Below are 23257 nucleotides of genomic sequence, written 5' to 3'. Positions count from 1 at the left end.
GGCCACTGGGTAGGGTGGGACCCATGCTGCCGGTCCGGTCGGACGGGTCCCTTGTGGTGGTGGCCAACCGCCTGCCGGTCGAGAGGATCGACACCCCGAGTCCGGGTAAGCCCGCGGAATGGAGGGCATCACCCGGCGGTCTGGTGAGCGCGCTCGCGCCCATACTGCAAAGAAGCGGCGGAACGTGGGTCGGATGGTCCGGATCCGCTGACGAGGAGCTCGACCGGTTCAGTGCCGAAGGATTCGATCTGGTTCCGGTCACGCTCAGCAGCAACGACGTCGTCGATTACTACGAAGGATTTTCCAACTCGACGTTGTGGCCCCTCTACCACGATGTGACCGGCAGGCCGCTGTTCGAGCGCAGGTGGTGGGACGCCTACGTTCGGGTCAACCGCCGCTTTGCCGAGGTGACGTCGTCAGTCGCCAAGCAGAATGCGACAGTCTGGGTTCACGACTACCAGCTCCAGTTGGTTCCGGCGATGCTTCGTCGTGTCCGGCCGGATGTACGGATTGGCTGGTTCAACCACATCCCCTTCCCGGGATACGAGATCTACGCCCGGCTGCCGTGGCGAACTCAAGTGATCGAAGGGTTGCTCGGCGCCGACCTGCTCGGCTTCCAGCGACGCGACGACGCGGCCAACTTCCTCCGGTCCGCGCGGGTCCACTCGGACGTATCAACAAGGGGTTCGATAATCGAGGTGGGAGGGAGGCAGCTCCGTGCGGGCGCGTTTCCGATTTCGATCGACAGCGCAGGTCTCGACAAGCTCGCCCGTTGTCCCGAAAGCGCGGCGAGGGCCAAGCGGATACGTGAGGATCTCGGCAATCCGGACGTGGTGCTGCTAGGAATCGACCGGCTCGACTACACCAAAGGGATCTCACACCGCCTGAGGGCCTTCGGTGAGCTACTTGACGAGGGATACCTCCGGCCCCCGACCGCGGCGCTCATCCAGGTCGCCAGCCCCAGCCGAGAGCGCGTAGAGGAGTATCAGCGCCTGCGCGAGGAGGTGGAGTCCTTCGTGGGCCGGATCAACGGCGACCACGGCCAGGTAGGGCGTCCCGCGGTCCACTACCTCCACCAATCGTTCCCCAGGGAGGAGATGGCAGCGCTCTACCTTGCTGCAGATTTGATGCTGGTGACTCCGCTGCGCGACGGAATGAATCTCGTCGCCAAGGAGTACGTGTCCTGCCGGTACGACGAGTCGGGAGCGCTCGTCCTGTCCGAGTTCACAGGAGCGGCAGACGAGCTCCGGCAGGCTTACCTCGTCAACCCTTGGGACATCGACGGCACGAAGGAGGCGATCCTGCGGGCCGCGAACCAAAGCCCATCCGAGGCATCGCGTCGCATCCGGGCGATGCGCCGGCGTGTTTTCGAGGACGACGTCCACCACTGGGCGGCTACGTTCCTCGGGGCTCTCGAAATGGTTGCGGAGGGCCGCCAGTAGCCGCTTCGCCAGCGGAGAAGGAGCCAGCATGAGGACGCGTCCCGTTCCAACCGGCCGGCGCATGAGCGAGACACAGCCCAGTTTCGTGCCGTACCCGAGGCCTCCCTCGGGCGCCCCCAACGTTCTGATGATCGTGCTAGATGACATCGGATTCGCGCAGCTCGGTTGTTTCGGGTCGCCGATACTCACGCCGCACGTGGACCGTCTCGCCTCCGAGGGCTTGCGCTACAACCGCTTCCACGTGACTTCGATCTGCTCGTCGACACGGGCAGCGCTTCTTACAGGCAGAAACCATCATGCCGTCGGAGTCGGTATGACGATGGAAACCCCGCTGGGTTATCCCGGCTACACCGGAAGGATCCCCGCCTCAGCGGCGACGCTCGCCAGGGTCCTCCGAGACAACGGATACAGCACCATCGCAGTCGGGAAATGGCACCTTTGCCCGCGAGGCGAGTACTCCGCATCCGGACCCATGACCCGCTGGCCGCTGGGCATGGGGTTCGAGCGTTACTACGGCTTTCTGGGGGCAGAGACCAACCAGTGGGCGCCAGAGTTGTGCCGTGACAACACCCTCGTCGATCCTCCCCGTGCCCCAGACGACGGCTACCACCTGAGCGAGGACCTGGTCGACGAGGCGATCCGGATGATCCTCGATCAGAGGCAGGCGACTCCGGCGAAACCGTTCTTCTGTTATCTGGCTTTCGGTGCCGCGCATGCACCGCACCAAGTTCCGCCACAGTGGAGCGATTCGTACCGAGGCTTGTTCGACGGGGGTTGGGAGGCCGTCCGATTTGACATCTTCGAGCGCCAGAAGAGAGAGGGCGTCGTTCCATCGGACACGAGACTGACCGCCCGCCCGCCGTGGATCCCCGACTGGGGTCAACTTGCAGCCGAGGAACGGCGGTTGTTCTCCCGCTACATGGAGGTGTTCGCCGGCTTCGTGACTCACGCGGACGCGCAGATAGGCAGGCTCTTGGCGTCCCTACGCGACATCGAAACGCTCGACCAAACCCTCGTCATGGTCCTTTCCGACAACGGAGCCAGCGCGGAGGGCAGCCAGACCGGCACCTTGAACGAGCCCGCCGCGTGGCTGGGGCAGCCCGAGACTGTGGCGGAAGCCCTTGGACGCATCGAGGAGATCGGGGGGCATCGGGCTTTCAACCACTATCCGTTCGGATGGGCTTGGGCTGGCAACACGCCTCTGCAGCTGTGGAAGCGTTATGCGTGGCTCGGCGGAGTTCGTACACCCCTGATCGTCCGCTGGCCGGACCGCGTTACCGAGCCAGGTGGAGTTCGCCCGCAGTTCTGTCACGCCATCGACCTGTATCCGACCGTTCTCGAAGCCGCCGGGCTCGAAGCTCCCGAGCACGTCGACGGAGTTGTTCAGCAGCGAATCGACGGCGCGAGCATTGGTGAAACCTTCTCGGACCCTGCGGCGCCGGATCCCAGGACGACGCAGTACTTCGAGATGCACGGTTCACGCGGCATCTACCACCGCGGTTGGAAGGCGACGACCGATTATGTCTCGCCCATGTTCAACGAGCGCGCGCACATCGAGGGCAGCCATGACTTCGACGACGACCACTGGGCGCTGTTCAACCTTGACGAGGATTTCGCCGAAGCGATCGACTTGTCGGCTGAGCATCCCGCGAAAGTCGAGGAGCTGAAGGATATTTGGTGGGCAGAGGCCGGCAGGAACCAAGTGCTCCCGCTTTACGAAGGCCCTCAATCGCTGAGTGCAGTCCACCCATCGGAGTTCCTTCAACCCCAGGAGGCGGTCTACCGGCCTGGAACCGGTCCTGTTTATGAAGGCGTGATGCCTTCGCTGGTCGGCGGCTTCTCGGTAGTTGCCACCGTCGAGCTTGATCCCGGGGAGATTGTCGACGGAGTCCTTTGTGCTTTCGGCGACCTCAACGAGGGATGGGCCCTCTACCTTCTGGAAGGTAAGCCGCTAACGACCATGGTCTCGTTCGGTCACACGACGCGCCTCGCAAGCGATGCCGTGGTTCCCGTCGGCTTGCGCACCATTTCGGTCGAGTTCCGAGCCGCGACGCCGGGCGAACACAACCTGTCCCTTCTCGTCGACGGAGAGCCGGTTGCGAGCGGACATCACCCGGGTCCGGCGGTCTTCCCTGCTGTTTCGACAGCCGGTGGAGGAATGCTCGTAGGGCGCGACCGGGGGCTACCGGTGAGCGACGACTATCGACCCCCGTTCCCATTTCGAGGGCGGCTTCATGAGGTGCGCGTTCGCAGTGGGAGGTCCGGAACGCGCCGGGATCCGCAGGAGGCAATCCGAACGGCGACTGCGGCGGATTAACCGAGCGATGGCCTTTTAACCCGAGCAATGGTCTTGGCGGCGGTCGCTCGCACACCGCCGCCGGCGGATGAGCCTGGTCAGTCGGCTCCGCTGGACAAATTGAGCGTCGTCGTCGACGTGGGCGCCTTACCGGTACGGAGGACATTGGCGGCCGATGGATGAGCGGTTCCGGCGGGTCCGGCTCCGAAGGCGGCCAGGACGTTGGTCGTGATCTTGGTTACCACGCCTTGGTTGGTGCAGGTGGCGCAGTAGGGCACGATCGAGCCGACCCAGTCGATCGTGCCGGTATCCCAAACACCCGCACCGGATTGAGCGCTGTAGTAGGTCATGTCCGCCTCCTCTCGATGCCCACCGCACCGGACAGGCGAACGAGCGACGACGGAGACGTTCCCGGGGTTCGGGGCGTACGGGTCGAAGTGGTCGTACTCGGGCCCGACCACGCCGTTGATGTGCGCGCCGCTCACCAGCCCGGTTCCGTTGAAGAGCCACTCGTTTGGCGACGTCACCACCATGTCGGCCTGCACCGGATTGCACTGCCACATCTCGCCGAGAAGGAGGCTCTCCGGCTCGTTGTTCGGCCAGTCTCTCCAGGCCCACGGGGTGACGTCGGCGTTGTCCTCCCCGAGAAGCGGGTCCGCATGAGGGTCCTTGTAATCGATTAGTTCTCGGTCTGGACCGAGCTGAGAGGGCTCGAGACGGATGTGCCTGTATGCGGCGTTGGCCCCGAGGAACACCAGGTTCACTCCGGCGTCTCGGGCGGCCGTGACGCCGTTGCGCATGCTCAACGTCCAATACTCGTCATGGCCCAGCGAGATGAACGAACGATGCCGAAGCAGGGTCTCCGGCCTTTGACTCAAATCGATGTCGGTCGTGTAACTGACGTCCAGTCCCAGCGACTCCATCATTGACACCATCGGGAGCTCGAGGCCGACGAAATCCCCACCGCCGTACCCGAGCGAGTAGGGACGGTCGAACGACACAACCCGTGATCGCGCAGCCAAACCGGTGCGCCCCTTTTCCGTGGGCCCGGCGTAAAGGTCGTAGCCCCCGTAAAGGTTGTATGCCTGCCAGGTAGCGACGCTGTTGTTCACCAGGTAGGCCGAGCGACTCGAGTCGTCCCGCACCGTCAGCGGAATGTGGCTCTGCCATCCGTTTGAGGTGGTGAGCTTGAACAGGTAGTCACCTTGGACCCAACCGGCGGTGAAGACGGTCAGCGGATCGGTCCACGAGCAGGACACCGTCTTGGTGGTCTTGCTCAAGGGGCAGGAGGGCTGTTTGACCCCAGCGACCGGACCGGTGGACCAAACCGGGTGACCGAGTGCACCTCCGTAGTAGCCCATGCGGAACGCTTCGACTTGGAAGGTCGGTGCGGTCGTCGAGATGTACAGGTTGACGGGATCGCCCACTCGGACGCTCACAGATCCGGCGTAACCCTCGATCTGGCCCGCGGTGGCCGGTTTGGTGAGCCGCCATTGAGATGCGCCGGCCTTGGCGTTCTCTGCCGATACCCAGCCGGCGCTCGAGGACGGACTGAAACCAAGTTGCGCAGCGAGTGACTCGACCATCGCAGGAGATGAAGGAGCCGCTTGGACGACGCCGACTTTCCCCGCGGATGCTCCAGAAGACGAGGCGTGCTCAACGTGCCCCGGGAAGAGTTCAAGACCGGTCGCGGCCAGTGCGGCGGCTGCGAGAGCCGAGCCCGCTAGGACAAAGCGGCGTCGACGCGCCCCGGGAAGCGGCTGCGCCAGCTTGACGAGCCTGTCGTAATGTTCCCGCTCCCTAGCGCGGGCGCTGTGCTTCGGCCTGTAGCGGGACAATCGAGGCATTATCCCACGGGGATGTTCTGGCGAGGGGACACCCGCCCGTGTTGACCGGTTTGATCGCCTCCACCTGCGGGGTATATCAAATGTCGGCGGTTGCCCCTAGTGGGGTACGAATCCACCAGGGGTTATTCGGAAAGGAAACATCCCGCTAATGGGCTTAATTCTGCTTGTCCTACTGCTGACATTGCTGTTCTTTGGGCTGGGATTTGCTGCCCACCTGCTGTGGATCCTCGCGGCGATCTTCCTGGTCGCATGGGTCGCAGGTTTCGCCTTCCGCAGCGGGGAAGGATCACGCTGGTACCACTGGTAGGTGCCACTTTCATGCGAGAGCACATATAGGTCAAATAGGAGGAGAAGCCGCTGATGACAGAGCGTTACCCACCTACCGACATCCCTCCCACGGGTGTCCAACAGAGCCAGTTCGGATACCGGTCCACACGGTCACTTGCGGTTGAACGTCAACCCTGGAGCCCTGCCCAGCTTGTGTCGATAATCCTGGGCATCGTCTTCTTGGTCTTGGGCGGTATTGCCATCGCTCGAACCGGCGTCGATTTCAAGCGGTTGACCAGTGAGCACGTGGACGTCGCCGGGTCGACCCAAACTCAGCTCATGGGTTACCTCGAGCTCGCTTACGGCGCCTTGCTGTTGGCAGTCGGGTCGATTCCCGGTGCTGGGCGCGCCGGGATGAGCTTTCTCGGGATCCTTGGGCTCGTCTTCGGCATTATCGTCGTCGCGCAGCCCTCGACGTTCTTCCACTCGCTCGGCATCGGCAGCGGCTACGCGACCTTCCTGATCGTCATCGGAGCGATCCTGATGATCACCGCGATGGTTTCGCCGATCTACTGGGGGTTCACCCGCCGTTACGGGGACACTCGGGGGCACCGGGCGACCACGGTCTGATCGACTGTGATCGACTGAAGGATCACGCCCCCACCAATCAGAAACCGGTTCTAGTTTTCTGCACGTATGTGATCGCGCGGGCATGGTCATTGCTTGACCAGAAAGCCCGGAAATAAAGGCATTTGTCCGAAATTTGACACTCCCGTTGGACGGGACAGGTGCGCGCATGCCGATGGAACTGCGTTGTAGTGTTCGGCCAACCCTGGGGGGACCAGTAAGGAACCGGTTGGACTATGTCGCAATTCCTGTCGCTCACTGTCGCAGGCATCGCCACCTACGGGTGTGTATACGCCCTGACTGCGATGGGGCTCGTCGTTACCTACACGACATCAGGCATCTTCAACTTCGCCCAAGGCGCGATAGGGATGATCGGCGCCTTCCTCTACTGGCAGTTCTCTCAAAGCTTCGGATGGTCGACCTGGCTCTCGTTCGTGCTGGTGGTGTTCGTCCTGACGCCCGTGCTCGGCGCGGCTATAGAGCGGTTGATCGTCCGCCGGCTCGAAAGCGCTGCGCTCGAAGCGCGCCTCACAGTCACCATCGCGCTCCTGCTGCTCGGCATTGCCATCGCCACGGTTGTGTGGGATCCGCGGGTCAGCCGCAGGGTGCCGCAGTTCTTCAACGGGAAGCAGGTGAGCATCGGCGGAGTCGTGCTCACGTGGCACCAGCTCATCATCGTCGGGCTGGCGGCGCTCGCGGCGATCGGTTTGCGGCTCTTCTTCTACCGCACCCGGCCGGGGATCGCGACCAGAGCGGTCGTCGACGACCGGGAGCTGTCCGCGCTAACCGGGGCTAGGCCCGCTCGTTACGCGCAGCTCGGTTGGGCGATGGGGTGCGCACTGGCCTCCCTCGCGGGAATCCTCATCGCGCCCCTGGTCAACCTCGACATCACCAACCTGACGTTGCTTGTGATCAACGGCTATGCCGCGGCGATGGTCGGTCGCTTGCGCAGCCTCCCGCTTACCTTTGTCGGCGCCATAGCCCTGGGGCTGACCCAGTCGTACGCGGTCGGCTACCTGCCCGTGGGGGACATCTGGACGTATATCGAGCAGGTAATCCCGATGCTGTTCCTGCTCGTGGTGATTCTCGTACTTCCTCAGACCCGCGCCAGCCTGGCCCGCCGGGTTCGTGTTCGCGCACCTCGTGTGGTCGGACCCAGGGAGTCGTTCGTGACCGCGGCGCTCTTCGTCGGCGTTGCCGTGGTCGTTTCGATGACGCTCTCACCCAGCAATCTGAGCTACGCCAACCGAGGTGTAGCACTCGCGATCATCATGCTCTCGATCGCGTTGCTCACCGGCTACGGGGGACAGGTTTCGTTGTGCCAGTTGACCTTCGCCGGACTCGGCGCATTCGCAATGAGCAAGGTCGGCGGGACGGGCGGCTCCTTACTCGGCCTGCTCGCCGCGGTCGGGCTGGCGGCAGCCGTTGGCGCCCTGGTGGCCTTGCCGGCGTTACGGCTGCGAGGCCTTTATCTGGCCTTGGCGACTCTCGCGTTTGCGTATGGGATGGACAACGCGTTCTTCAACAACATCCGCGTTTTCGGCGTCTCGCTGTCCCTTCCAGTCGCTCGACCTCACGTGCCGGGCGTGTCGTTCAAGAGCAACGGCTCATATCTGATCCTGCTGTCGGCGGTCTTTGCGATTCTGGCGGTCGGTCTGCTCGCGGTCAGACGCTCGCGATTCGGCCGCCGGCTCATCGCCGTCAATGACAGCCCGAGCGCGTGCGTGACCCTCGGCATTGGAATGACCCGGACGAAACTGGCCGTCTTCACGCTCTCCGCAGCGGTCGCCGGACTTGGCGGTGCGCTTTACGGCGGGGCCCAAGGCGCGGTGGCACCGAACGATTTCACATTCCTGATCAGCCTGACGCTCCTGCTCCTCGCAGTCGCCTGGGGGATCCGCACGATCGGTGGGATGCTCATCGCCGGGATCCTCTTCGCATTGGGGCCGCTGCTACAGCAGCACCTCACCCAACCGAGGGACGTCGTCCCTCTGCTGGTCGGTCTCGCCGCGATCGGAGTCTCGCAGAACCCGGAGGGGACGTTCGGTGGGAACACGCTGCTTCAAAGGTGGAGAGACCGTAGAGCCGCTGCACCGGAGATCGTGACCAGCGATGAAGGCATTCCCGGCACGGAGGGAAGGTTGAGCCATGCTGCGGGTTGACAGCGTGTCGGTCAACTTCGGGGGGCTCAGGGCGATCGACTCACTCGAGCTGGATATTGCCGAGGCGATGGTCACCGGGTTGATAGGACCGAACGGCGCCGGGAAGACAACGACCTTCAACGTGATCACGGGATTGCAGCGCCCGACCAGTGGCCGTGTCCTCTTCGGCTCGAAAGACATCACCCAGCTCGGCCCTACGGCAAGAGCTCGGCTTGGTCTCGGAAGGACGTTCCAGCGACTCGAGCTGTTCGGTTCGCTCTCCGTCGTGGACAACGTCCTGGTCGCCCTCGAAAGCCGGGGAGCTCACGGGCGCAGGGCGAGGCAACTTGCGGATCAGCTTCTCGACCGCCTGGGCCTATCGCAGGTCGCCGGCGCGCAGGCCGACATTCTCCCAACCGGAACGGCGCGACTGCTGGAGCTCGCCCGAGCGCTGGCTTGCGAGCCGAAGGTGCTGCTCCTCGACGAGCCGTCTGCGGGGCTGAACAGCACCGAGAGCGACCGGCTCGGCGGGCTTCTGAGCGAGCTTGCTTCGCTTGGTGTCGCGGTGCTGCTTGTCGAGCACGACATGGGCCTGGTTATGCGGATCTGTTCCCGGATCCACGTTCTCGATTTTGGCCGGCTGATCGCTTCAGGGTCACCTGAGCAGATCAGTTCCGACCCCGAGGTCCAAGCCGCGTATCTCGGGACCGCCCCGATGGGTGCCGCGTGACCAGTACGACCACCGAGGAGACCGGCGCGGCCGGCCGCAACCCGGACGCGTCGACCGCGCCTGCCCTTGAGCTGAAGGGGGTCAGCGCGGCCTACGAGCGAGTCGAGGTCCTGCACGAAGTCGACATCGTGGTCCCCGCGGGCCAGGTGTTCGTTCTTCTCGGGCCCAATGGCGCGGGCAAGTCGACGACCCTCAGGGTGGCGAGCGGGCGCCTTCGTCCCACCCGCGGCGAGGTGTGGGTTTCCGGCGCCAACGTCACAGGCATGACTCCCGACCGGCTCGCTCGTCAAGGCCTGTGCAGCATTCCCGAGGGGCGGGGCATCTTCCCGAGCCTGACTGTTGCGGAGAACCTGCGGATGTGGACTTACCGCGGCGGGTTGAGGAGGGCGGAGGTCGAGGACATCGCGTACCAGCGGTTCCCGGTTCTCAAAGAGCGCCGGCGGCAAACCGCCGGCACACTTTCAGGCGGAGAGCAGCAGATGCTTGCGATGTCCCGCGCACTCTCCACGAACCCTGCGTTGCTGTTGCTCGACGAGATCTCCATGGGACTGGCTCCCTTGATCGTCGCCGAGCTCTACGAACTGGTGGCTCAGATCGCGGCCGAGGGATTCGCAATTCTCCTCGTCGAGCAGTTCGCCGAAACCGCGTTGAAGGTTGCCGATCTGGCGGCGGTGATGGCACAAGGCCATATAGAGCTGCACGGGACACCTGCGGAGGTGGCCCAAGCTGCGGGCGATATCTACCTGCGAACCGACCGTGTAGCCAGAGGCTCGACCTGAGAGCACGTTAGTTCGGCGCATTTCGCGCGGCGTGGAGAATACGCGCGCGCTGTTCCAGACCACTCGACCAACGAAAGGGATCCTTAAGGTGAAACGCAACAGTCGACGGACGGCCCGGCTGCCAGATTGGTCCCAGTTGGTGGCCGTCGCAGGCGTGGCGGCTCTTGGCTTGAGCGCGTGCAGCAGCTCGAATACGAAGAACTCGAGTTCTGCCGGCTCCAGCTCCGCTACGAACCCCGGCGCTTCCTCCGGAACCGGATCGACGATCCCCCCGCCACCAAAGGTCGGCGGCGCGATAAGTGGTCCTGGTGTTACCGCGAGCACTATCACGATTGGTCAGATCACCACGACCTCAGGTCCGGTGCCGGGCTTGTTCCAGGATGCCAACGACGGTCTGGACGCTTACGTCGCTTACGTCAACGCCAACGGGGGCATCGCGGGCCGCACCCTCAAGGTCATACATGTCGACGACGCGTTCGACTGCAATACCTACACCCAGGAGCTTCAGCGGTTGAGCACCGAGGTGTTCGCAATGGTGGGAACGTTCACTCTCAACGAGTCCTGCGGCCAGGCGATTCTCAAGGCGAACCCGAACCTGGTCGACGTCGAGGGCTCGATCCTCAACCCGGTTCTTTACAACGGCTTCCCTAACGTGTTCAGCCCGACGCCGTCACCGCCGGGGTACACGACAACGGGATATCAATGGATCAAGGACAAGTTCCCGTCGGACATCACCCACGCGGCAACTCTCATCCCGGGCGCCGCGCTGGCGAACGGCAAGCAGGAAGATCTCACCGCCGAGTCGATCGGGTACAAGTACGTTTACAGCCGGGTCATCGGTCCGATCGAAACGAACTTCACGAGCGACATCCTCAGGATGAAGTCTTTGGGTGTGAAGATCGTCGACCTCGGTGTCGACGCGGTCAGCCAGGATGCGAACTTCATCCAGCAGGCCAACCAGCAGAACTTTCATCCTGATGCGATCATCTCCGCCGCCGGCTACGACGCGCATCTGCTGAAGCTGATAGGCGATCCCAACGCCGCGAACAACGAGGTGTACTCGCCGCTGCTCTACTCCCTCTATCTGGGAACCGACCGGGCGACGGTCCCGGGTGTCAATACCTTCCTAACCTGGCTCGACCACGCCCATCCGGGGGAGTCGGCGAGCATCTTCAGCGTGTCGGCTTGGGGCGCCGGGATGTTGCTGGAGCAAGGAATGTCCCAGGCCGGATCCCAGGTCACCCAGACCTCCGTTATCCAGGCGGTGGGCGAAATCACCAGCTTCGAATCGGGTGGGCTGACCGCACCGTTCAACCCGGGGCAGCGACTCGGGGCGCATTGCATGGTCATCGCCGGCATCCAGCATGGTGAGTGGGTTCGGATCGATCCGAAGTCGGGCTTCGAGTGCAACGGGACGTATCACGACGTGCCGCTAAGCGCCTTGAAGTAGGTAGCATCCGCCAATGTCGCTCCAAGGTGAATACGAGCCGAGCGCCTACCAGTGGGTGCGGGACCAGGTAGCGGAGTACGAGGCGTCGAACGGTCAGAAGGCCAACACGCTTCTTGACACCGGTTTACCTGTGGTCATCGTGACCACGCGCGGCAACAAGTCGGGCAAGATCCGGAAGTTTGCTCTCATGCGCGTGGAGCACGATGGCGAGTATGCATTGGTTGCGTCGCTCGGCGGCGCCCCGAAGAACCCGGTGTGGTACTACAACGTCAAGGCCGACCCGTCCGCGCTCACTATCCAGGACGGGCCGGAACCATTCGACGCGGTAGCGCGGGAAGTAACCGGGGCCGAGAAGCGCGTCTGGTGGGACCGGGCGGTCGCGGCGTACCCGCCATACGCGGAGTACCAGTCCAAGACCGATCGAGAAATCCCCGTGTTCGTCGCCACCCGCCGCTAGGCAACCCGGCGCCGGGGCGCCTCCCGGGCAACGTCGGATTGGTGCGTCTCCAGGTCCGAGTAGGCCGCCGAGAAACGCTCGACGGTCGCGAGGGAGACCGACTCCGGCTGGAAGCTGCCGGCTGAATATGTGTGCAGCCAGGTAGCCAACCCGAATGCCGGGGTCGACCGGTACCGCTCCCACGCGGAGTCAAAGCGGGGCGGCGGGACCCCACCCGATCTGAGCGCCTGGAGGTAACCCTTCAAAAGGTCTTGTTCGTGCGCTCGGCGATCTTCTACCCCGAGGCTGCCGGCCAGGAAATAGCCGACGTCATGACACCAGTCGCCGGTTCTGACGAGTTGCCAGTCGTAGAACCCGATTCGTTCGCCGGGCAGGCTATAGGTGTTTCCCGGGTGGGGATCGCCGTGAAGAACGGTTCGCGGGCCGAGTTGAGCCAGATAGGCGCTTGCGCGGAACTGTCTTTCGAGGTTCGCCGAGTCAACCTGGCGCGGAATCAATTCCGGTCGCCCCGAGCGTCGCAGGCGGCGCAGGCCGTGAGCGAGGCTCGCCCGTGACACGGGAGCCCATACCCGCCCGAGCCGCCAAGGCTCGAGGAACCTCAAGCTGCTAGGAAGCGGCCGATCCCAGAACGCCGCGTGCAGGCGAGCCAGGCCGGCCAGGCCATCGGCCACCTCCGACACGGTGAGGGCGGTCGTCGCGTCGTTGGCCCGGCCACCGCGCGCAGTTATGTCCTCCATCACGACCAGGGACCCGAACCTCGAGCGGTCGGTAGCAGCCGCGAAGAAGTCGGGATGCTCCAACGGCAGGTCCACGCCGGATCCGGCGAGCAACGCCTCCGCCTGCCAGGCCCGGAGGGCGACCAACGCCAAACGATTGAACAAACGGCCCTGGATCTTCACGAACGCTGAATCAGGACCGGCGCCCTTTCGATAGAAGAGCCGGAGGGTGGTCCGCCGGTTCGTTCCGTTTCCCACCGCTCCGGTCTCGACCCGCTCGACGATCGCGCCGGGGAAGCGTTGACCAAGCGCGACCGTCATGAACTCCGGGGTCAACTCGGCCAGCGAGCCGGGGGCCTTCAGCACCGGGCCAGTGTGGCAGGTGCGAAGGTTGGGGCCCCGTCCGGGCCTGGTTACAAACTCGGGAAGTTGACGAACTTGTGGCCCCAGAACGCACCTTCGGTGATCTCGTAGACGGGCACCTCTTCGGTGACTTGAAGCCCGTCGTAACCGAACTCGACCGCGAACCCGCCGGGGCTGATCACATAGAAGGACACCATTTGGTCGTTGGTGTGACGCCCGAGCGTCTGCATGACCGGCACACTGAGCTTCTCGGCTCGGTCCCAGGCGCGCCCTACGTCGTCGAGCGACGCCCCCTCGACCATGAAGTGGACCAGGCGTCCCGGACCGTCCATCGGCAGAATCCCGACCGTGTGATGTCGCGGGTTGCAGCCGAGAAACCAGAGCGTTTCGAAGCGCGGGCTGCCGTCTTCAGCCGGGGCCGCGGGAAGCCGCAAGGTGTTCCTCCCGCGGAAGCCGAGCACCCTCGTGTAGAAGTCGAAAGAGCCGGCTCCATCCGACACCGTAACCACCACATGGCCCATGCCCTGATTCCCGGTCACGAAGCCGCTCACGTTGGGAGTCAGTGCGGGGGTGTGGCTGAGCACGACGCCCCAGAACAGCTCGAGTTTGTTCCCTGAGGGATCGTCGAACCTCACCCCCTCGGTAATCCGCCGGTCGCGGCACTCCACCGCGTCGAGCGGGGCGACCTTCGTTCCTGTCGCCTCAACCGCTTCGGTCAGCTCTGCGAGCTCGGCGGCGTCCCTCACTTCCAAGCCGATCGCTTCTACGCCATTCTGAGCTGAGGGTGCGATGACCAACCGGGGCGGGTAGTCGTCCATCCTGAAATAGAGGGCATCCGCGTCGTCGCCGCGCACTTCCATCATGCCGAGGAACTCGCCCGCGAAACGGCGCCACCCCTCGATGTCTTCGCTGCCGATCCTCAGGTAGCCGAGTGAACGAACAGGCATCTGGCACTTCCTTTGGTCGCTCGCCGGCGGTTCCGGCAGCGTTGAAGCGTACGGTTGGCGTCAAAGCGCTCCAACCGCCCCGTCCCGGCGAACGGAACGCGGGCACGAGCCCGGTTATACCAGCCGAGCACCCGCTGAAGCCTTCAGCAGCAGGCCTTCAGATAGGACACCGGGTCGGGTCAACGCCACAACAGACCCCCCAAAGCCGGCCCCGGTCAACCGCGCACCGTACACGCCGGGAGTTTTCACCAGCCGAGCGACGAGATCGTCGAGAGCGGCGGTGGAGACAGCAAAGTCGTCCCGCAGAGAGCGGTGGCTCTCATGCATCAACGCACCCGCCTCCCGGAGCTCGCCGTGCCGAATGTGGGTTGCGAAGTCGAGCACCCTCTGGTTTTCGGTCACAACGTGTCGGGCCCGCCGGCGCAGCACCCGGTCGGGTATCGAATCGAGGTCAACTAAGGCCGCTGCCCGGAGAGGCCCTACCATCGACGCCGCTTTCTCGCACTCCAGTCTCCTCTCGGCGTAGCGCGAACCGTCCAGAGAACGAGGCTCGCCTGAAGCTATCGCGACGACCTCGCAGTCCCCGGGAAGCGGAATCGGGGTCACCGAGTTGGTGGAGCAGTCGATCAACAACGCGTGTCCTGGTACCCCGGACACGGACGCCAACTGGTCCATAACCCCGCACGGCACTCCTACGGCGCGCTGTTCGGCGCGCTGGCAGGTGACCGCCAAGTCGTCGGGAGGACCGGCATAACCGAGCGCCAGCGCCGTCGCCACCTCGAGCGCGGCGCTGGATGCGAGGCCTTCGCCGACCGGCAGGTTCGTGGTGACGGTTCCGGTGCCGCCTGTTGCCGGTTCGATCTCTGCGATGACACCGGCGACGTAGCGGGCCCACTTCGGGTTCACCGAGGACGGTTTCTCGATTTTCAGTGGAAGGTCGGCGGGTTCAGGTTCATAGCCAGACCGCAGTATCACCCGGTCGCCACCGGGCTCAAAGGTGACGGTGGTGCCGAACTGGATCGCCATGGGAAGTACGAACCCACCGGTGTAATCGGTGTGATCGCCTATCAGGTTCACCCGTCCGGGTCCGAACGCCGACTGCATAGGAACGACGTTATTCATGTCCCTGAGAGATTCATGTCCCTGAGAGGTCTCTCAGCGACGCGACGAGACACGAACTTCTCTTACTGGCACACTTCGTCATAGAGGAGCAATGACTAGGTCGGGTATAGAGCGGGGGTTGAGGCACGGCCGCGCGCCGGTGATCGGAGCCGTTGGGGCAGCTATCGGGCTGCTCGCTGCTTTCTTCGCGGTTTCCGGACGGGCCGCCGGAGACGCCGACCTGGCCACCTCGGCGAGCCCCACCCAGCTCGCCGCTTGTCCATGGCTCAACTCGAAGCTGTCTGCACCGAAGCGGACGTCCTTGCTGATGGCGGCCATTTCCCCGCTCGACGAGGCCAAGATCCTCCACCTCTACTGGGGAGGCAGCCCGGCCAACCCGTACGAAGGCCTCAGCCCGGCGATCCCGTCCCTTTGCATACCCGCCATCACCGAGCAGGACGGCTCGGGAGGCGTGGCAAGCGGATGGCGCACCACCGCCGGGCACTTCGGCGGTGTGACCCAGTTGCCTGCACCGATCGCCGACGCTGCTGCTTTCGACTCCGGGCTGGCGGGCAGCTACGGGCAAGTCATCGGGTCCGAGGACGCAGCCGTCGGAGTCGACGTGGCGCTGGCACCGACGATCAACATCGAGCGGAGCCCGTTGTGGGGAAGGGCCTACGAGTCTCTTGGAGAGGACCCGTTCCTCACCGCGTCGCTGGCGACACCGCTTATCAACGGCATCCAGAGTCAGAGGGTGGTGGCGGTGGTAAAGCACTACGCCGCCTACAACCAGGAGACCAGCCGCGGCACCCTGCGAGACGACTCGATCGTCGGTGACCAGGCCTTGCACGAGATCTACTTGCCCGCTTGGTCAGCCTCGGTTCAGCAGGCTCACCCGGGCGGCGTCATGTGCGCCTATGACCTCATCAACGGAACCCCCTCGTGCCAATCTCAGCAGCTCCTGCAGACCCAGCTGCGCGGTGCCTGGGGATTCGCCGGTTTTGTTCGCTCAGACTGTGGGTCGATCTTCAATCAGGCGGACGCGTTCGCGGCGGGGGTGTCGCAAGTCAAGTGCACGCCGCTGTACCAACCTGCCGACATCGCCGCGGCAGTGGCCGGCGGCCAACTGCCCAGGCCTGAACTCGACGCCCTCGTCAAGCCGTTGCTCACCACGTTGTTCAAGTTCGATCTCATCGCCGCGCCCCACCCGCTTCGGCCCGATGCGGATGCCTCGTCGGCGGCGGACCAGTCGGTGGCTCTTCGGACCGACAACGAGGGCGCCGTTCTCCTGAAGAACAACGGCCTACTCCCGCTGTCTCTCCCCGGCACGGGAACGATTGCCCTGATCGGTGCGAATGGCGGAACCCCCATGCCGGCCGGTTACGGGGCGATGCGGGTCAAGGCCGACGATCCGACGACCGCACTCGACGCCCTTCAAGCCGCGGGGTCTCGGGTGGCCTACACCAATGGGGCGGTTATCCCCGTCGCGGCGAGGCTGGCCCGCGAGGCCAGCGTCGCCATCGTCGTGGTTCATGACGTCGAAGCCGAGGGAGTTGACGCGCTTTCGTTGGCTCTGCCGGGGAACCAGGACGCCCTGGTGCGCGCGGTTGCCGCGGCGAACCCGCGCACGATTGTCGTTCTCGAGACCGGAGCCCCGGTCGACATGCCCTGGCTGTCCTCGGTCGCGGCAGTCCTGGAGACCTGGTACCCGGGTCAATCGGCCGGAACCTCGCTCGTCCAACTGCTCAGCGGCCAGATCAGCCCCAGCGGCAAACTGCCGGTGAGCTGGCCGGTCGCGGGTGGCCCGCGTCCCGACGCATCGACCGCGGAGTTCGGCGGAAACGGGGGCCCGACCTACTACGACGAGGGTCTCAACGTCGGCTACCGCTGGTACGAGGCGACCGGCGCGAAGCCGCAGTACCCCTTCGGCTACGGGCTCAGTTACACCAGCTTCCGCTACAGCGCGCTCCACATCGCGTCAGGACCTCGCGGCGGGTACACGGTGTCGGCGACGGTGACGAACACAGGCCGGCGATCTGGCGCCGACGTCGCCCAGTGCTACGTCGGGTACCCGCCAGCAACGGGTGAGCCACCCCGCCAGCTCCGCGGATTTCAGCGGGTCATGCTCGCACCCGGCAAGCGGGCCCAGGTACGGTTCGCGATCACAAGGGGAGACCTGGCCACCTGGGCGGGAGCGCCGGGCAGCGTCGGAACATGGTCCGTCGGCGCAGGGCGCTATGACGTCTACGTCGGCGACAGCTCCGATCCCGCCGGACTGCCGCTCCACTCCACGCTGAACCCAAGCGCCGCGCAACTCGGTCCCGCATCGGGCCCCGGCAGTTAACCAGCGAACCAGTTGATCGCGCCCTTCTCAGGCCCCGTTCACCAAAGCGGACCAGAATGGGTGCATGGACGCAAGCACCCCCGTCTCCGAGCAGCGCAGACATCCCTCCAAGCTCGAACTAGCTGCCGGCGCTCTCCTGCTGGCAGCGGTCATTCTGCACGTGGCGGCGATGTTCCCTGACTACTTCAGTGGGGGCTCGCCGGCGTCGATCGCCTCCCAGGCTGACCAGGCTGCTCTCTACGCCGTGGTTGCCGCGGCTTGGGCGACCGCTCTCGGTTTCGGGCTTGCCGGGCCGAGGTGGGTGAGGATCGCGGCCGCTTTCGCGGTCGGGGCAGCGCTCGGGGAACTCGGCTTTCGGGTGTCCGACCTCGGGCAGGTCTTCCGGTACGGAACCGGCCAGGCGGGCCCAGGACTGTGGATCATGACAGCCGCCTGGGTGGTCGGAGCGGCCGGCGCTGCGACCGCCGTCCTGGCCGTTCGCTCGAACCGGCAGCCTGCGCTCGATGACCCCCCGGCTTCGGGTTTCAACCGCTGGGCGACCTTGGCGGGCGTCGGGGCGCTCAGCACTGCGACCGCAGGGTTCTTCCTGCCGGCGTGGGATCACTACACCGGCGTCAGCGCAGTCACCGGCCGTGCCGTGTCGTTCAACCTTGGAAACGCCTTCGCAGAGCCGTGGCAGATCGTCATCGGCAACGTCCTGTCGGCCCTGGCGATCGCCGCCATCCCGATCCTCGCTGCGTTGTTCATGTGGAAGGACCGCCGCGCTGCCGTGGCAGCGACAGGCGCGGTCCTCACCATGCTCGGCGCCCAGTTCGCGTCGGCGGTGATTCAGGTGGACCAGGCGGTCCCGCCCTCTATCGCGGGCTTGAGCGGACCGCAGGCACGGCAGTTGGGGTTCACCCTCTCGATGAAACTCACCGGTTGGTTCGCGCTCGACACTGTGCTGGCTCTGGCGGTTCTCGTCACGACGGTCGTGGTGGCGGCGGCCAAGACGTCAGCCGACGAGAACCTGACGACCTTGTCGCGCGGAGCCGTGGACGCTCCACGGCCTGCCTATCCCGTCTGGTAGCAACGGGCGGAGGATTCAAGCGAAGACTCAGGCTACGGTTTCGCCGCGCCTCATCCGTGGAACCCTGAGAAACGTTGACGAAAAAGAGGGAGGGCATCGCCTTGTCCGAGCAGATCATCCCGTTCACGATCGACGTGGCCGAAGCAGATCTGGTCGATCTGCAGGAACGCTTGAGAAGGACGCGATGGGCCGACGAGGCTCCGGTCCCCGACTGGTCTCAGGGCGTGCCGCTCGGATACCTCAAGGGCCTGTGCGGTTACTGGGCCGATGGTTACGACTGGCAGGTGCGGCAGAAGCGCCTGAACGATTTCCCTCAGTTCCGCACCGTGATAGATGGTCTGGGCATTCATTTCCTTCACGTCCGGTCGCAGCACCCGGAGGCTGTGCCGATGGTGTTGACCCACGGCTGGCCGGGGTCGTTCGTCGAGTTCTTGGAAGCGGTCGGTCCTTTGACCGATCCTCCTGCCTACGGTGGCGACGCCGCGGACGCGTTCCATGTCGTGATCCCGTCTCTGCCTGGTTATGCATTCAGCGACAAGCCACGCGAGACGGGATGGGGAGTGCAACGCACCGCGCGGGCCTGGGCGTCGCTGATGGCCCGTCTGGGATACGACCGCTACGTCGCCCAAGGCGGTGACTGGGGCGCGATGGTCACGACGAGCATCGGCATACAAGATCCCGAACACGTGGCGGGCATCCATCTCAACATGATCATCGGTTTCCCTGGGCCCGACGACGGGGATCCGACCGAGATGGAGCAGGCCGCTCTGGCGAGCGTCAACGAATACATGGCACATGATTCGGGCTACTCCAAGCAGCAGGCCACCCGTCCGCAGACGCTCGGCTACGCGCTGGTGGATTCGCCGGCCGGGCAGTGCGCCTGGATCCTCGAGAAGTTCTGGTCGTGGAGCGACACCGGCGGCGACCCGGTAGGAGCCCTTGGTGCCGACCGGATTCTCGACAACATCATGCTCTACTGGCTCCCCGCCTCCGGCGCCTCGTCCGGGCGGATGTACTGGGAGTCCTTCAGCAATCCCCCTCTCGACCCGGTGCTGGTCCCGATGGGCGCGTCGGTGTTCCCGAAGGAGATCTTCCGATGTTCCCGGCGGTGTGCCTCGCGCCAGTACCAGGACATCCGCTATTGGAACGAACCGAAAGTCGGTGGGCACTTCGCGGCGTTCGAGCAACCAGCGCTGTTCGTCGACGAAGTCCGTGCTTGCTTCAGGAACATCCGCTGACGCGACGTACCGGTTGACGCGCAGAGGCCGGGACCAAAAGGTCCCGGCCTCTCGCCCTCCCGAAGAAGTTTCCGTCAGGCGGTGGCGTGAATCTTGGCCAGCTCGGCCTGGACCATCGCCTCGTGCGCGTCCTCGTCCGCTCTCGCCCGCTTGGGGCTCCATCTGCCTCGCACGAGCGGAACGGTGAAGAGGAAGAAGATCATCCCTCCGAAGCAGATCCAGTACCAGTCCTTCCACTTGCCGGCGTTGTGCTTGGCGGCGTTCACCACCTGGGTACCGTGCTTTTGCAGGAACTTGAAGTCCGCATTGTTCGCAACGGAAGCGAGTTGGGTCAGCTGCGAGGAGAACGGGATCACCTTCTGGATGTCCGCGGCGTGAGCGACGATGTTGCCAAACATCGTCGGGCCCACGGCAGCCTGTGCTTCCGCAATCAGCGCAGGAGTCGGGTTAGCTGCGAGCTGGGTGAATAGAGCAGCGTGTGCTGAAACCGCTTGCAGCTCGGGTGCGATCCGGGTGGCGGTGGCGACAATGTCGGGATGGGCTGTCGCGAAAGCGACCTCGGGCGCGTACTTGGTTGCCGCTGCCTGAACCCCGTTGCCGTACTGGACCAGCGGGGTCACGGTGTTGATCACCGATGGCAGGATCATGTACGAGACGAAGACGATCACGCGGATGATCCATCCCCAGATCGCGAGCCCCGTGGCGGTCAATGCGGGATTGCGGGCCTCAACGGTCTCGGTGAAGCTCGCCATCCAAGGGACATAGGCGACTCCGAGGCAGAACGACAGCGCGGCGACGATGATCGCCAGGCTGTAGTAGCTGGGATGGTGTCCGGCCTGCTCGAGGTAGATGATCATCATCACCGCGGCGGCAATTCCGCCCCCGATCATGAACGGCTTTCTGACTCGCAATCGGTCGGAGATGATCCCGAAGAGGATCACCGCTACCACGTTGAAACCCCAGTTCCAGTTGCCGAGGCCGTTCCCGTCCTTGACGCTGAAACCGAACACGGTGACGAAGTAGATCAGTCCGAACCCGACCGCCGTGTAGTAGATCAGCAGGAAGATCGAGATCCCCAGAGCCGAGACGACGACGTCCGGCTTGAGCAGCTGGCGCCACGGGTTCCGGAGAGCCGACTCGATGTCAAGCCCCTTCGCACGTGCCTCGATCAGCGCCCGGTCATGCATGGTGACCATGAGTTGGTCGCGAAGCCCGGGGGACAGCTCACGGAGCCCGACGAGTGCGATCGCCGCAACGACCAGGCCAGCGATCCCGCAGATGTGGTACTCGTGGGTCCAGAAGCTCGGGGATGGGTTGGCCCCGATAGTGTTCGTCGCGACCACGGCCACGATCAGGCTGCCGAGCACCGGGCCGCTGGTCCAGAAGCCCATCGCTGTAGCTCGGCCCACCTGGGGTGAGAAATCGCGGATCAGCGCAGGTGTGGCGACCAGGCAGATTCCCTCAACCACTGCGACCGCCCATCCCTCGATCGTGAAGGCCCACTTGTTCGGGGCTGCCGGGATGATGAACCCAACGAATACTGCGGTGATTATCAGACCGCCGACGACCAGGTTGGTCCTCCCTAACCGGTCGGTGAGACCGGCGAACAGCGAGCCGAACGCTCCGATCAAGTTGCCGATCGCAAGCGTGTACACGAGGAAGCTGAAGCTCATATGGAACTTCGCCAGGAACAGCGTGGACACCGACCCGCCTACGTACAACTCGTAATAGAGCATCACGGTCGACAACACCGTGATGCCGAGGTAGGTGATGCGCTGAGCGGTGTCGGGATAGGAGTCCAGTTGCCGCTTCCACAACCAGGAAAGACCGGATGGTCGATCCACCGAGCCTGCTGCAGTAACACTCATACGTTCCCCCCCGGGGTCGGTTACCTATGGCGTGGGTAACGCTTACTACACGTTACAGATGTGATCAACGTCACTCGGGTCATGTCACAATCAGATTGTCCCGGTCTGTCGGGATGGAGGCGAAAAGTTTTGCCGGCTTCGCCAATTTCCGTTCTGTCGGGTGGACATTTCGGACAGGGCGCTCACCGGTGAGGAGGCCGGCGCATTACCGGCAATGCTCCTGATGGAAGCCGCCGTTCGCCACGGTCGATAAGCCGGTTTTGCGGGCGTTCCGTAGAGTGGGCCGTGGCCGTTGACCGGCTTGGTAACGCCTCTTAGTTTCGGTTTTTATGACTGCAGCACCCGGGCGATCGGGCCCAGCGATCGACCTGACCGACTCATCGATCTATGTACGCGGCGTTCCCTACGACTGGTTCGCCGAACTGCGCAAGCAAGGGGTCGTGTGGCACGACGAGATCGACGGGCCTGGTTTCTGGGCGGTAACCCGCTACAACGATTGCGTCGCGGTCAACAGGGATTACGAACATTTTTCTTCTTCTCATAAGGCGACGTTCATTTGGGAGTTGCCGGAGGAGGAGCTCGCTCAGCAGCAGCTGATGATGTTGAACATGGACCCTCCTCTTCACACGAGGTACCGAAGACTCGTGAACAAGGGCTTCACGCCGCGCATGGTCTCCCAGCTCGAGCAGCACATCCACGAGACCGCCGACGAGATCATCGATGCCGTCATCGAGAAGGGCAGCGCCGACTTCGTCACCGACCTGGTCGCGGAGCTTCCACTGATTGTTATCGCAGAACTGCTCGGAGTGCCTCGCGACGATCGGCATCGGGTGTTCGACTGGTCGAACCAGATGGTCGGGAACGAGGACCCCGAGTACCAGATCAACGCCGACCAGGCGACGCACGCCGCGATGGAGTTGTACGCGTACGCGGCGGAGCTATTCGCGAAGAAAAGGCTCGATCCGCACGGCGACCTGATGAGCGTGCTCACGCAGGTTGAGGTCGAGGGAGAGAGCCTGTCCGACCTCGATCTCGAGCTGTTCTTCCTCCTTCTTTCCGTTGCGGGAAACGAGACCACGCGGAACCTGATGGCGGGCGGGATGCATGCTTTCTTCGACCATCCGGACCAATGGCAGCGGCTGGTGAGCGACCGGAGCCTTCTGGGCACGGCGATCGAGGAGCTGCTCCGCTACGTGTCACCGGTCATGAATTTCCGCAGGCAAGCCGCCGCGGACTTCGACCTCGGTGGCCAGCGGATTCACGATGGTGAAAAGGTGGTGTTCTTCCACGCGTCGGCCAACAGGGACGAGACCGTGTTCGACGATCCCGACCGCCTGGATATCGGCAGAGATCCCAACCCGCACATGGCTTTCGGCGGCGGCGGCCCGCACTTCTGTCTGGGCGCCAACCTGGCCCGGTTGGAGATCCGGGTGATGTTCGAGCACCTGCTCGACCGGATTCCCGACCTCCAGCCCGCGGGACCCGCCGAGCGGCTGCGATCGAACTTCATCAACGGCATCAAGCACCTGCCGGTGACGTTTTCCCCTGGACCTCGGGTCACGGGCTGACCGTAGA

Annotated in this window: 18 protein-coding genes; 13 read left to right on the top strand and 5 right to left on the bottom strand. The window is 64.3% G+C overall.

Annotation, left to right across the window (positions count from 1 at the left end; all coding sequences use genetic code 11):
* Positions 1-23 precede the first annotated feature (23 nt).
* Positions 24-1442: a trehalose-6-phosphate synthase gene (locus VFZ97_07940; protein ID HEX6393358.1), complete on the top strand. Its 1419-nt coding sequence runs from the start codon at positions 24-26 to the stop codon at positions 1440-1442.
* 28 nt (positions 1443-1470) lie between these two features.
* A complete protein-coding gene (locus tag VFZ97_07935) occupies positions 1471-3759 on the top strand; it encodes an arylsulfatase (protein HEX6393357.1) in 2289 nt (762 codons plus the stop codon).
* Between the two features lie 77 nt (positions 3760-3836).
* On the opposite strand, the gene VFZ97_07930 is transcribed toward VFZ97_07935, so the two are convergent.
* The gene (locus tag VFZ97_07930) at positions 3837-5576 is read right to left on the bottom strand and encodes a N,N-dimethylformamidase beta subunit family domain-containing protein (protein HEX6393356.1); all 1740 of its coding nucleotides are present in this window, start codon (positions 5574-5576) and stop codon (positions 3837-3839) included.
* Positions 5577-5733: 157 nt separating this feature from the next.
* Between VFZ97_07930 and VFZ97_07925 the strand changes: the two genes are divergently transcribed.
* From VFZ97_07925 to VFZ97_07895, 7 genes are all read left to right on the top strand, one after another.
* Positions 5734-5892: a hypothetical protein gene (locus VFZ97_07925; GenBank protein HEX6393355.1), complete on the top strand. Its 159-nt coding sequence runs from the start codon at positions 5734-5736 to the stop codon at positions 5890-5892.
* A gap of 53 nt (positions 5893-5945) precedes the next feature.
* Positions 5946-6482 (top strand): hypothetical protein, encoded by a 537-nt coding sequence (locus VFZ97_07920; GenBank protein ID HEX6393354.1) that lies wholly within the window; start codon positions 5946-5948, stop codon positions 6480-6482.
* Between the two features lie 233 nt (positions 6483-6715).
* The gene (locus tag VFZ97_07915) at positions 6716-8641 is read left to right on the top strand and encodes an ABC transporter permease (GenBank protein HEX6393353.1); all 1926 of its coding nucleotides are present in this window, start codon (positions 6716-6718) and stop codon (positions 8639-8641) included.
* Positions 8628-9350 carry an ABC transporter ATP-binding protein gene (locus VFZ97_07910; GenBank protein ID HEX6393352.1) on the top strand — a complete coding sequence of 241 codons (723 nt, stop codon included), beginning with the start codon at positions 8628-8630 and terminating at the stop codon, positions 9348-9350. The genes VFZ97_07915 and VFZ97_07910 overlap by 14 nt, the downstream gene beginning before the upstream one ends.
* Positions 9347-10129 (top strand): ABC transporter ATP-binding protein, encoded by a 783-nt coding sequence (locus VFZ97_07905; GenBank protein HEX6393351.1) that lies wholly within the window; start codon positions 9347-9349, stop codon positions 10127-10129. The genes VFZ97_07910 and VFZ97_07905 overlap by 4 nt, the downstream gene beginning before the upstream one ends.
* An 88-nt stretch (positions 10130-10217) precedes the next feature.
* Positions 10218-11579 (top strand): ABC transporter substrate-binding protein, encoded by a 1362-nt coding sequence (locus tag VFZ97_07900; protein HEX6393350.1) that lies wholly within the window; start codon positions 10218-10220, stop codon positions 11577-11579.
* Between the two features lie 13 nt (positions 11580-11592).
* Complete coding sequence (locus VFZ97_07895; protein ID HEX6393349.1) at positions 11593-12036, top strand: nitroreductase family deazaflavin-dependent oxidoreductase; 444 nt, start codon at positions 11593-11595, stop codon at positions 12034-12036.
* Here VFZ97_07895 and VFZ97_07890 read toward each other — a convergent pair.
* From VFZ97_07890 to galK, 3 genes are all read right to left on the bottom strand, one after another.
* Positions 12033-13118 carry a phosphotransferase gene (locus VFZ97_07890; protein HEX6393348.1) on the bottom strand — a complete coding sequence of 362 codons (1086 nt, stop codon included), beginning with the start codon at positions 13116-13118 and terminating at the stop codon, positions 12033-12035. The two genes, VFZ97_07895 and VFZ97_07890, sit on opposite strands and share 4 nt — an antisense overlap.
* Before the next feature lie 47 nt (positions 13119-13165).
* Entirely contained in the window at positions 13166-14062 is an 897-nt protein-coding gene (locus VFZ97_07885; GenBank protein HEX6393347.1) for a VOC family protein, read from the bottom strand.
* Positions 14063-14176: 114 nt separating this feature from the next.
* Complete coding sequence (galK, locus tag VFZ97_07880) at positions 14177-15166, bottom strand: galactokinase (GenBank protein ID HEX6393346.1); 990 nt, start codon at positions 15164-15166, stop codon at positions 14177-14179.
* 109 nt (positions 15167-15275) lie between these two features.
* Between galK and VFZ97_07875 the strand changes: the two genes are divergently transcribed.
* The 3 genes from VFZ97_07875 (at position 15276) to VFZ97_07865 (ending at position 19814) form a co-directional block, all read left to right on the top strand.
* Positions 15276-17507 (top strand): glycoside hydrolase family 3 C-terminal domain-containing protein, encoded by a 2232-nt coding sequence (locus tag VFZ97_07875; protein ID HEX6393345.1) that lies wholly within the window; start codon positions 15276-15278, stop codon positions 17505-17507.
* 64 nt (positions 17508-17571) lie between these two features.
* Positions 17572-18576 carry a hypothetical protein gene (locus tag VFZ97_07870; GenBank protein HEX6393344.1) on the top strand — a complete coding sequence of 335 codons (1005 nt, stop codon included), beginning with the start codon at positions 17572-17574 and terminating at the stop codon, positions 18574-18576.
* A gap of 74 nt (positions 18577-18650) precedes the next feature.
* The gene (locus tag VFZ97_07865; protein HEX6393343.1) at positions 18651-19814 is read left to right on the top strand and encodes an epoxide hydrolase; all 1164 of its coding nucleotides are present in this window, start codon (positions 18651-18653) and stop codon (positions 19812-19814) included.
* 74 nt (positions 19815-19888) lie between these two features.
* On the opposite strand, the gene VFZ97_07860 is transcribed toward VFZ97_07865, so the two are convergent.
* Entirely contained in the window at positions 19889-21658 is a 1770-nt protein-coding gene (locus VFZ97_07860) for an MFS transporter (protein HEX6393342.1), read from the bottom strand.
* A 353-nt stretch (positions 21659-22011) separates the two neighbouring features.
* Between VFZ97_07860 and VFZ97_07855 the strand changes: the two genes are divergently transcribed.
* The gene (locus tag VFZ97_07855) at positions 22012-23250 is read left to right on the top strand and encodes a cytochrome P450 (protein ID HEX6393341.1); all 1239 of its coding nucleotides are present in this window, start codon (positions 22012-22014) and stop codon (positions 23248-23250) included.
* Positions 23251-23257: the final 7 nt, after the last annotated feature.

It is taken from the genome of Acidimicrobiales bacterium (assembly GCA_036378675.1).
Classification (GTDB): domain Bacteria; phylum Actinomycetota; class Acidimicrobiia; order Acidimicrobiales; family Palsa-688; genus DASUWA01.
The sequence above is the reverse complement of the archived record's forward strand: the minus strand, read 5'-3'. Positions and strand labels throughout refer to the sequence as shown.

Bases quoted from the DNA above. Each gene is read 5' to 3' on its own strand.
- VFZ97_07920 (HEX6393354.1), top strand. From the start codon at position 5,946: ATGACAGAGCGTTACCCACCTACCGACATCCCTCCCACGGGTGTCCAA.
- VFZ97_07870 (HEX6393344.1), top strand. From the start codon at position 17,572: ATGGACGCAAGCACCCCCGTCTCCGAGCAGCGCAGACATCCCTCCAAG.
- galK (HEX6393346.1), bottom strand. From the start codon at position 15,166: ATGCAGTCGGCGTTCGGACCCGGACGGGTGAACCTGATAGGCGATCAC.
- VFZ97_07895 (HEX6393349.1), top strand. From the start codon at position 11,593: ATGTCGCTCCAAGGTGAATACGAGCCGAGCGCCTACCAGTGGGTGCGG.
- VFZ97_07885 (HEX6393347.1), bottom strand. From the start codon at position 14,062: ATGCCTGTTCGTTCACTCGGCTACCTGAGGATCGGCAGCGAAGACATC.
- VFZ97_07910 (HEX6393352.1), top strand. From the start codon at position 8,628: ATGCTGCGGGTTGACAGCGTGTCGGTCAACTTCGGGGGGCTCAGGGCG.
- VFZ97_07875 (HEX6393345.1), top strand. From the start codon at position 15,276: ATGACTAGGTCGGGTATAGAGCGGGGGTTGAGGCACGGCCGCGCGCCG.
- VFZ97_07940 (HEX6393358.1), top strand. From the start codon at position 24: ATGCTGCCGGTCCGGTCGGACGGGTCCCTTGTGGTGGTGGCCAACCGC.
- VFZ97_07935 (HEX6393357.1), top strand. From the start codon at position 1,471: ATGAGGACGCGTCCCGTTCCAACCGGCCGGCGCATGAGCGAGACACAG.
- VFZ97_07925 (HEX6393355.1), top strand. From the start codon at position 5,734: ATGGGCTTAATTCTGCTTGTCCTACTGCTGACATTGCTGTTCTTTGGG.
- VFZ97_07915 (HEX6393353.1), top strand. From the start codon at position 6,716: ATGTCGCAATTCCTGTCGCTCACTGTCGCAGGCATCGCCACCTACGGG.
- VFZ97_07855 (HEX6393341.1), top strand. From the start codon at position 22,012: ATGACTGCAGCACCCGGGCGATCGGGCCCAGCGATCGACCTGACCGAC.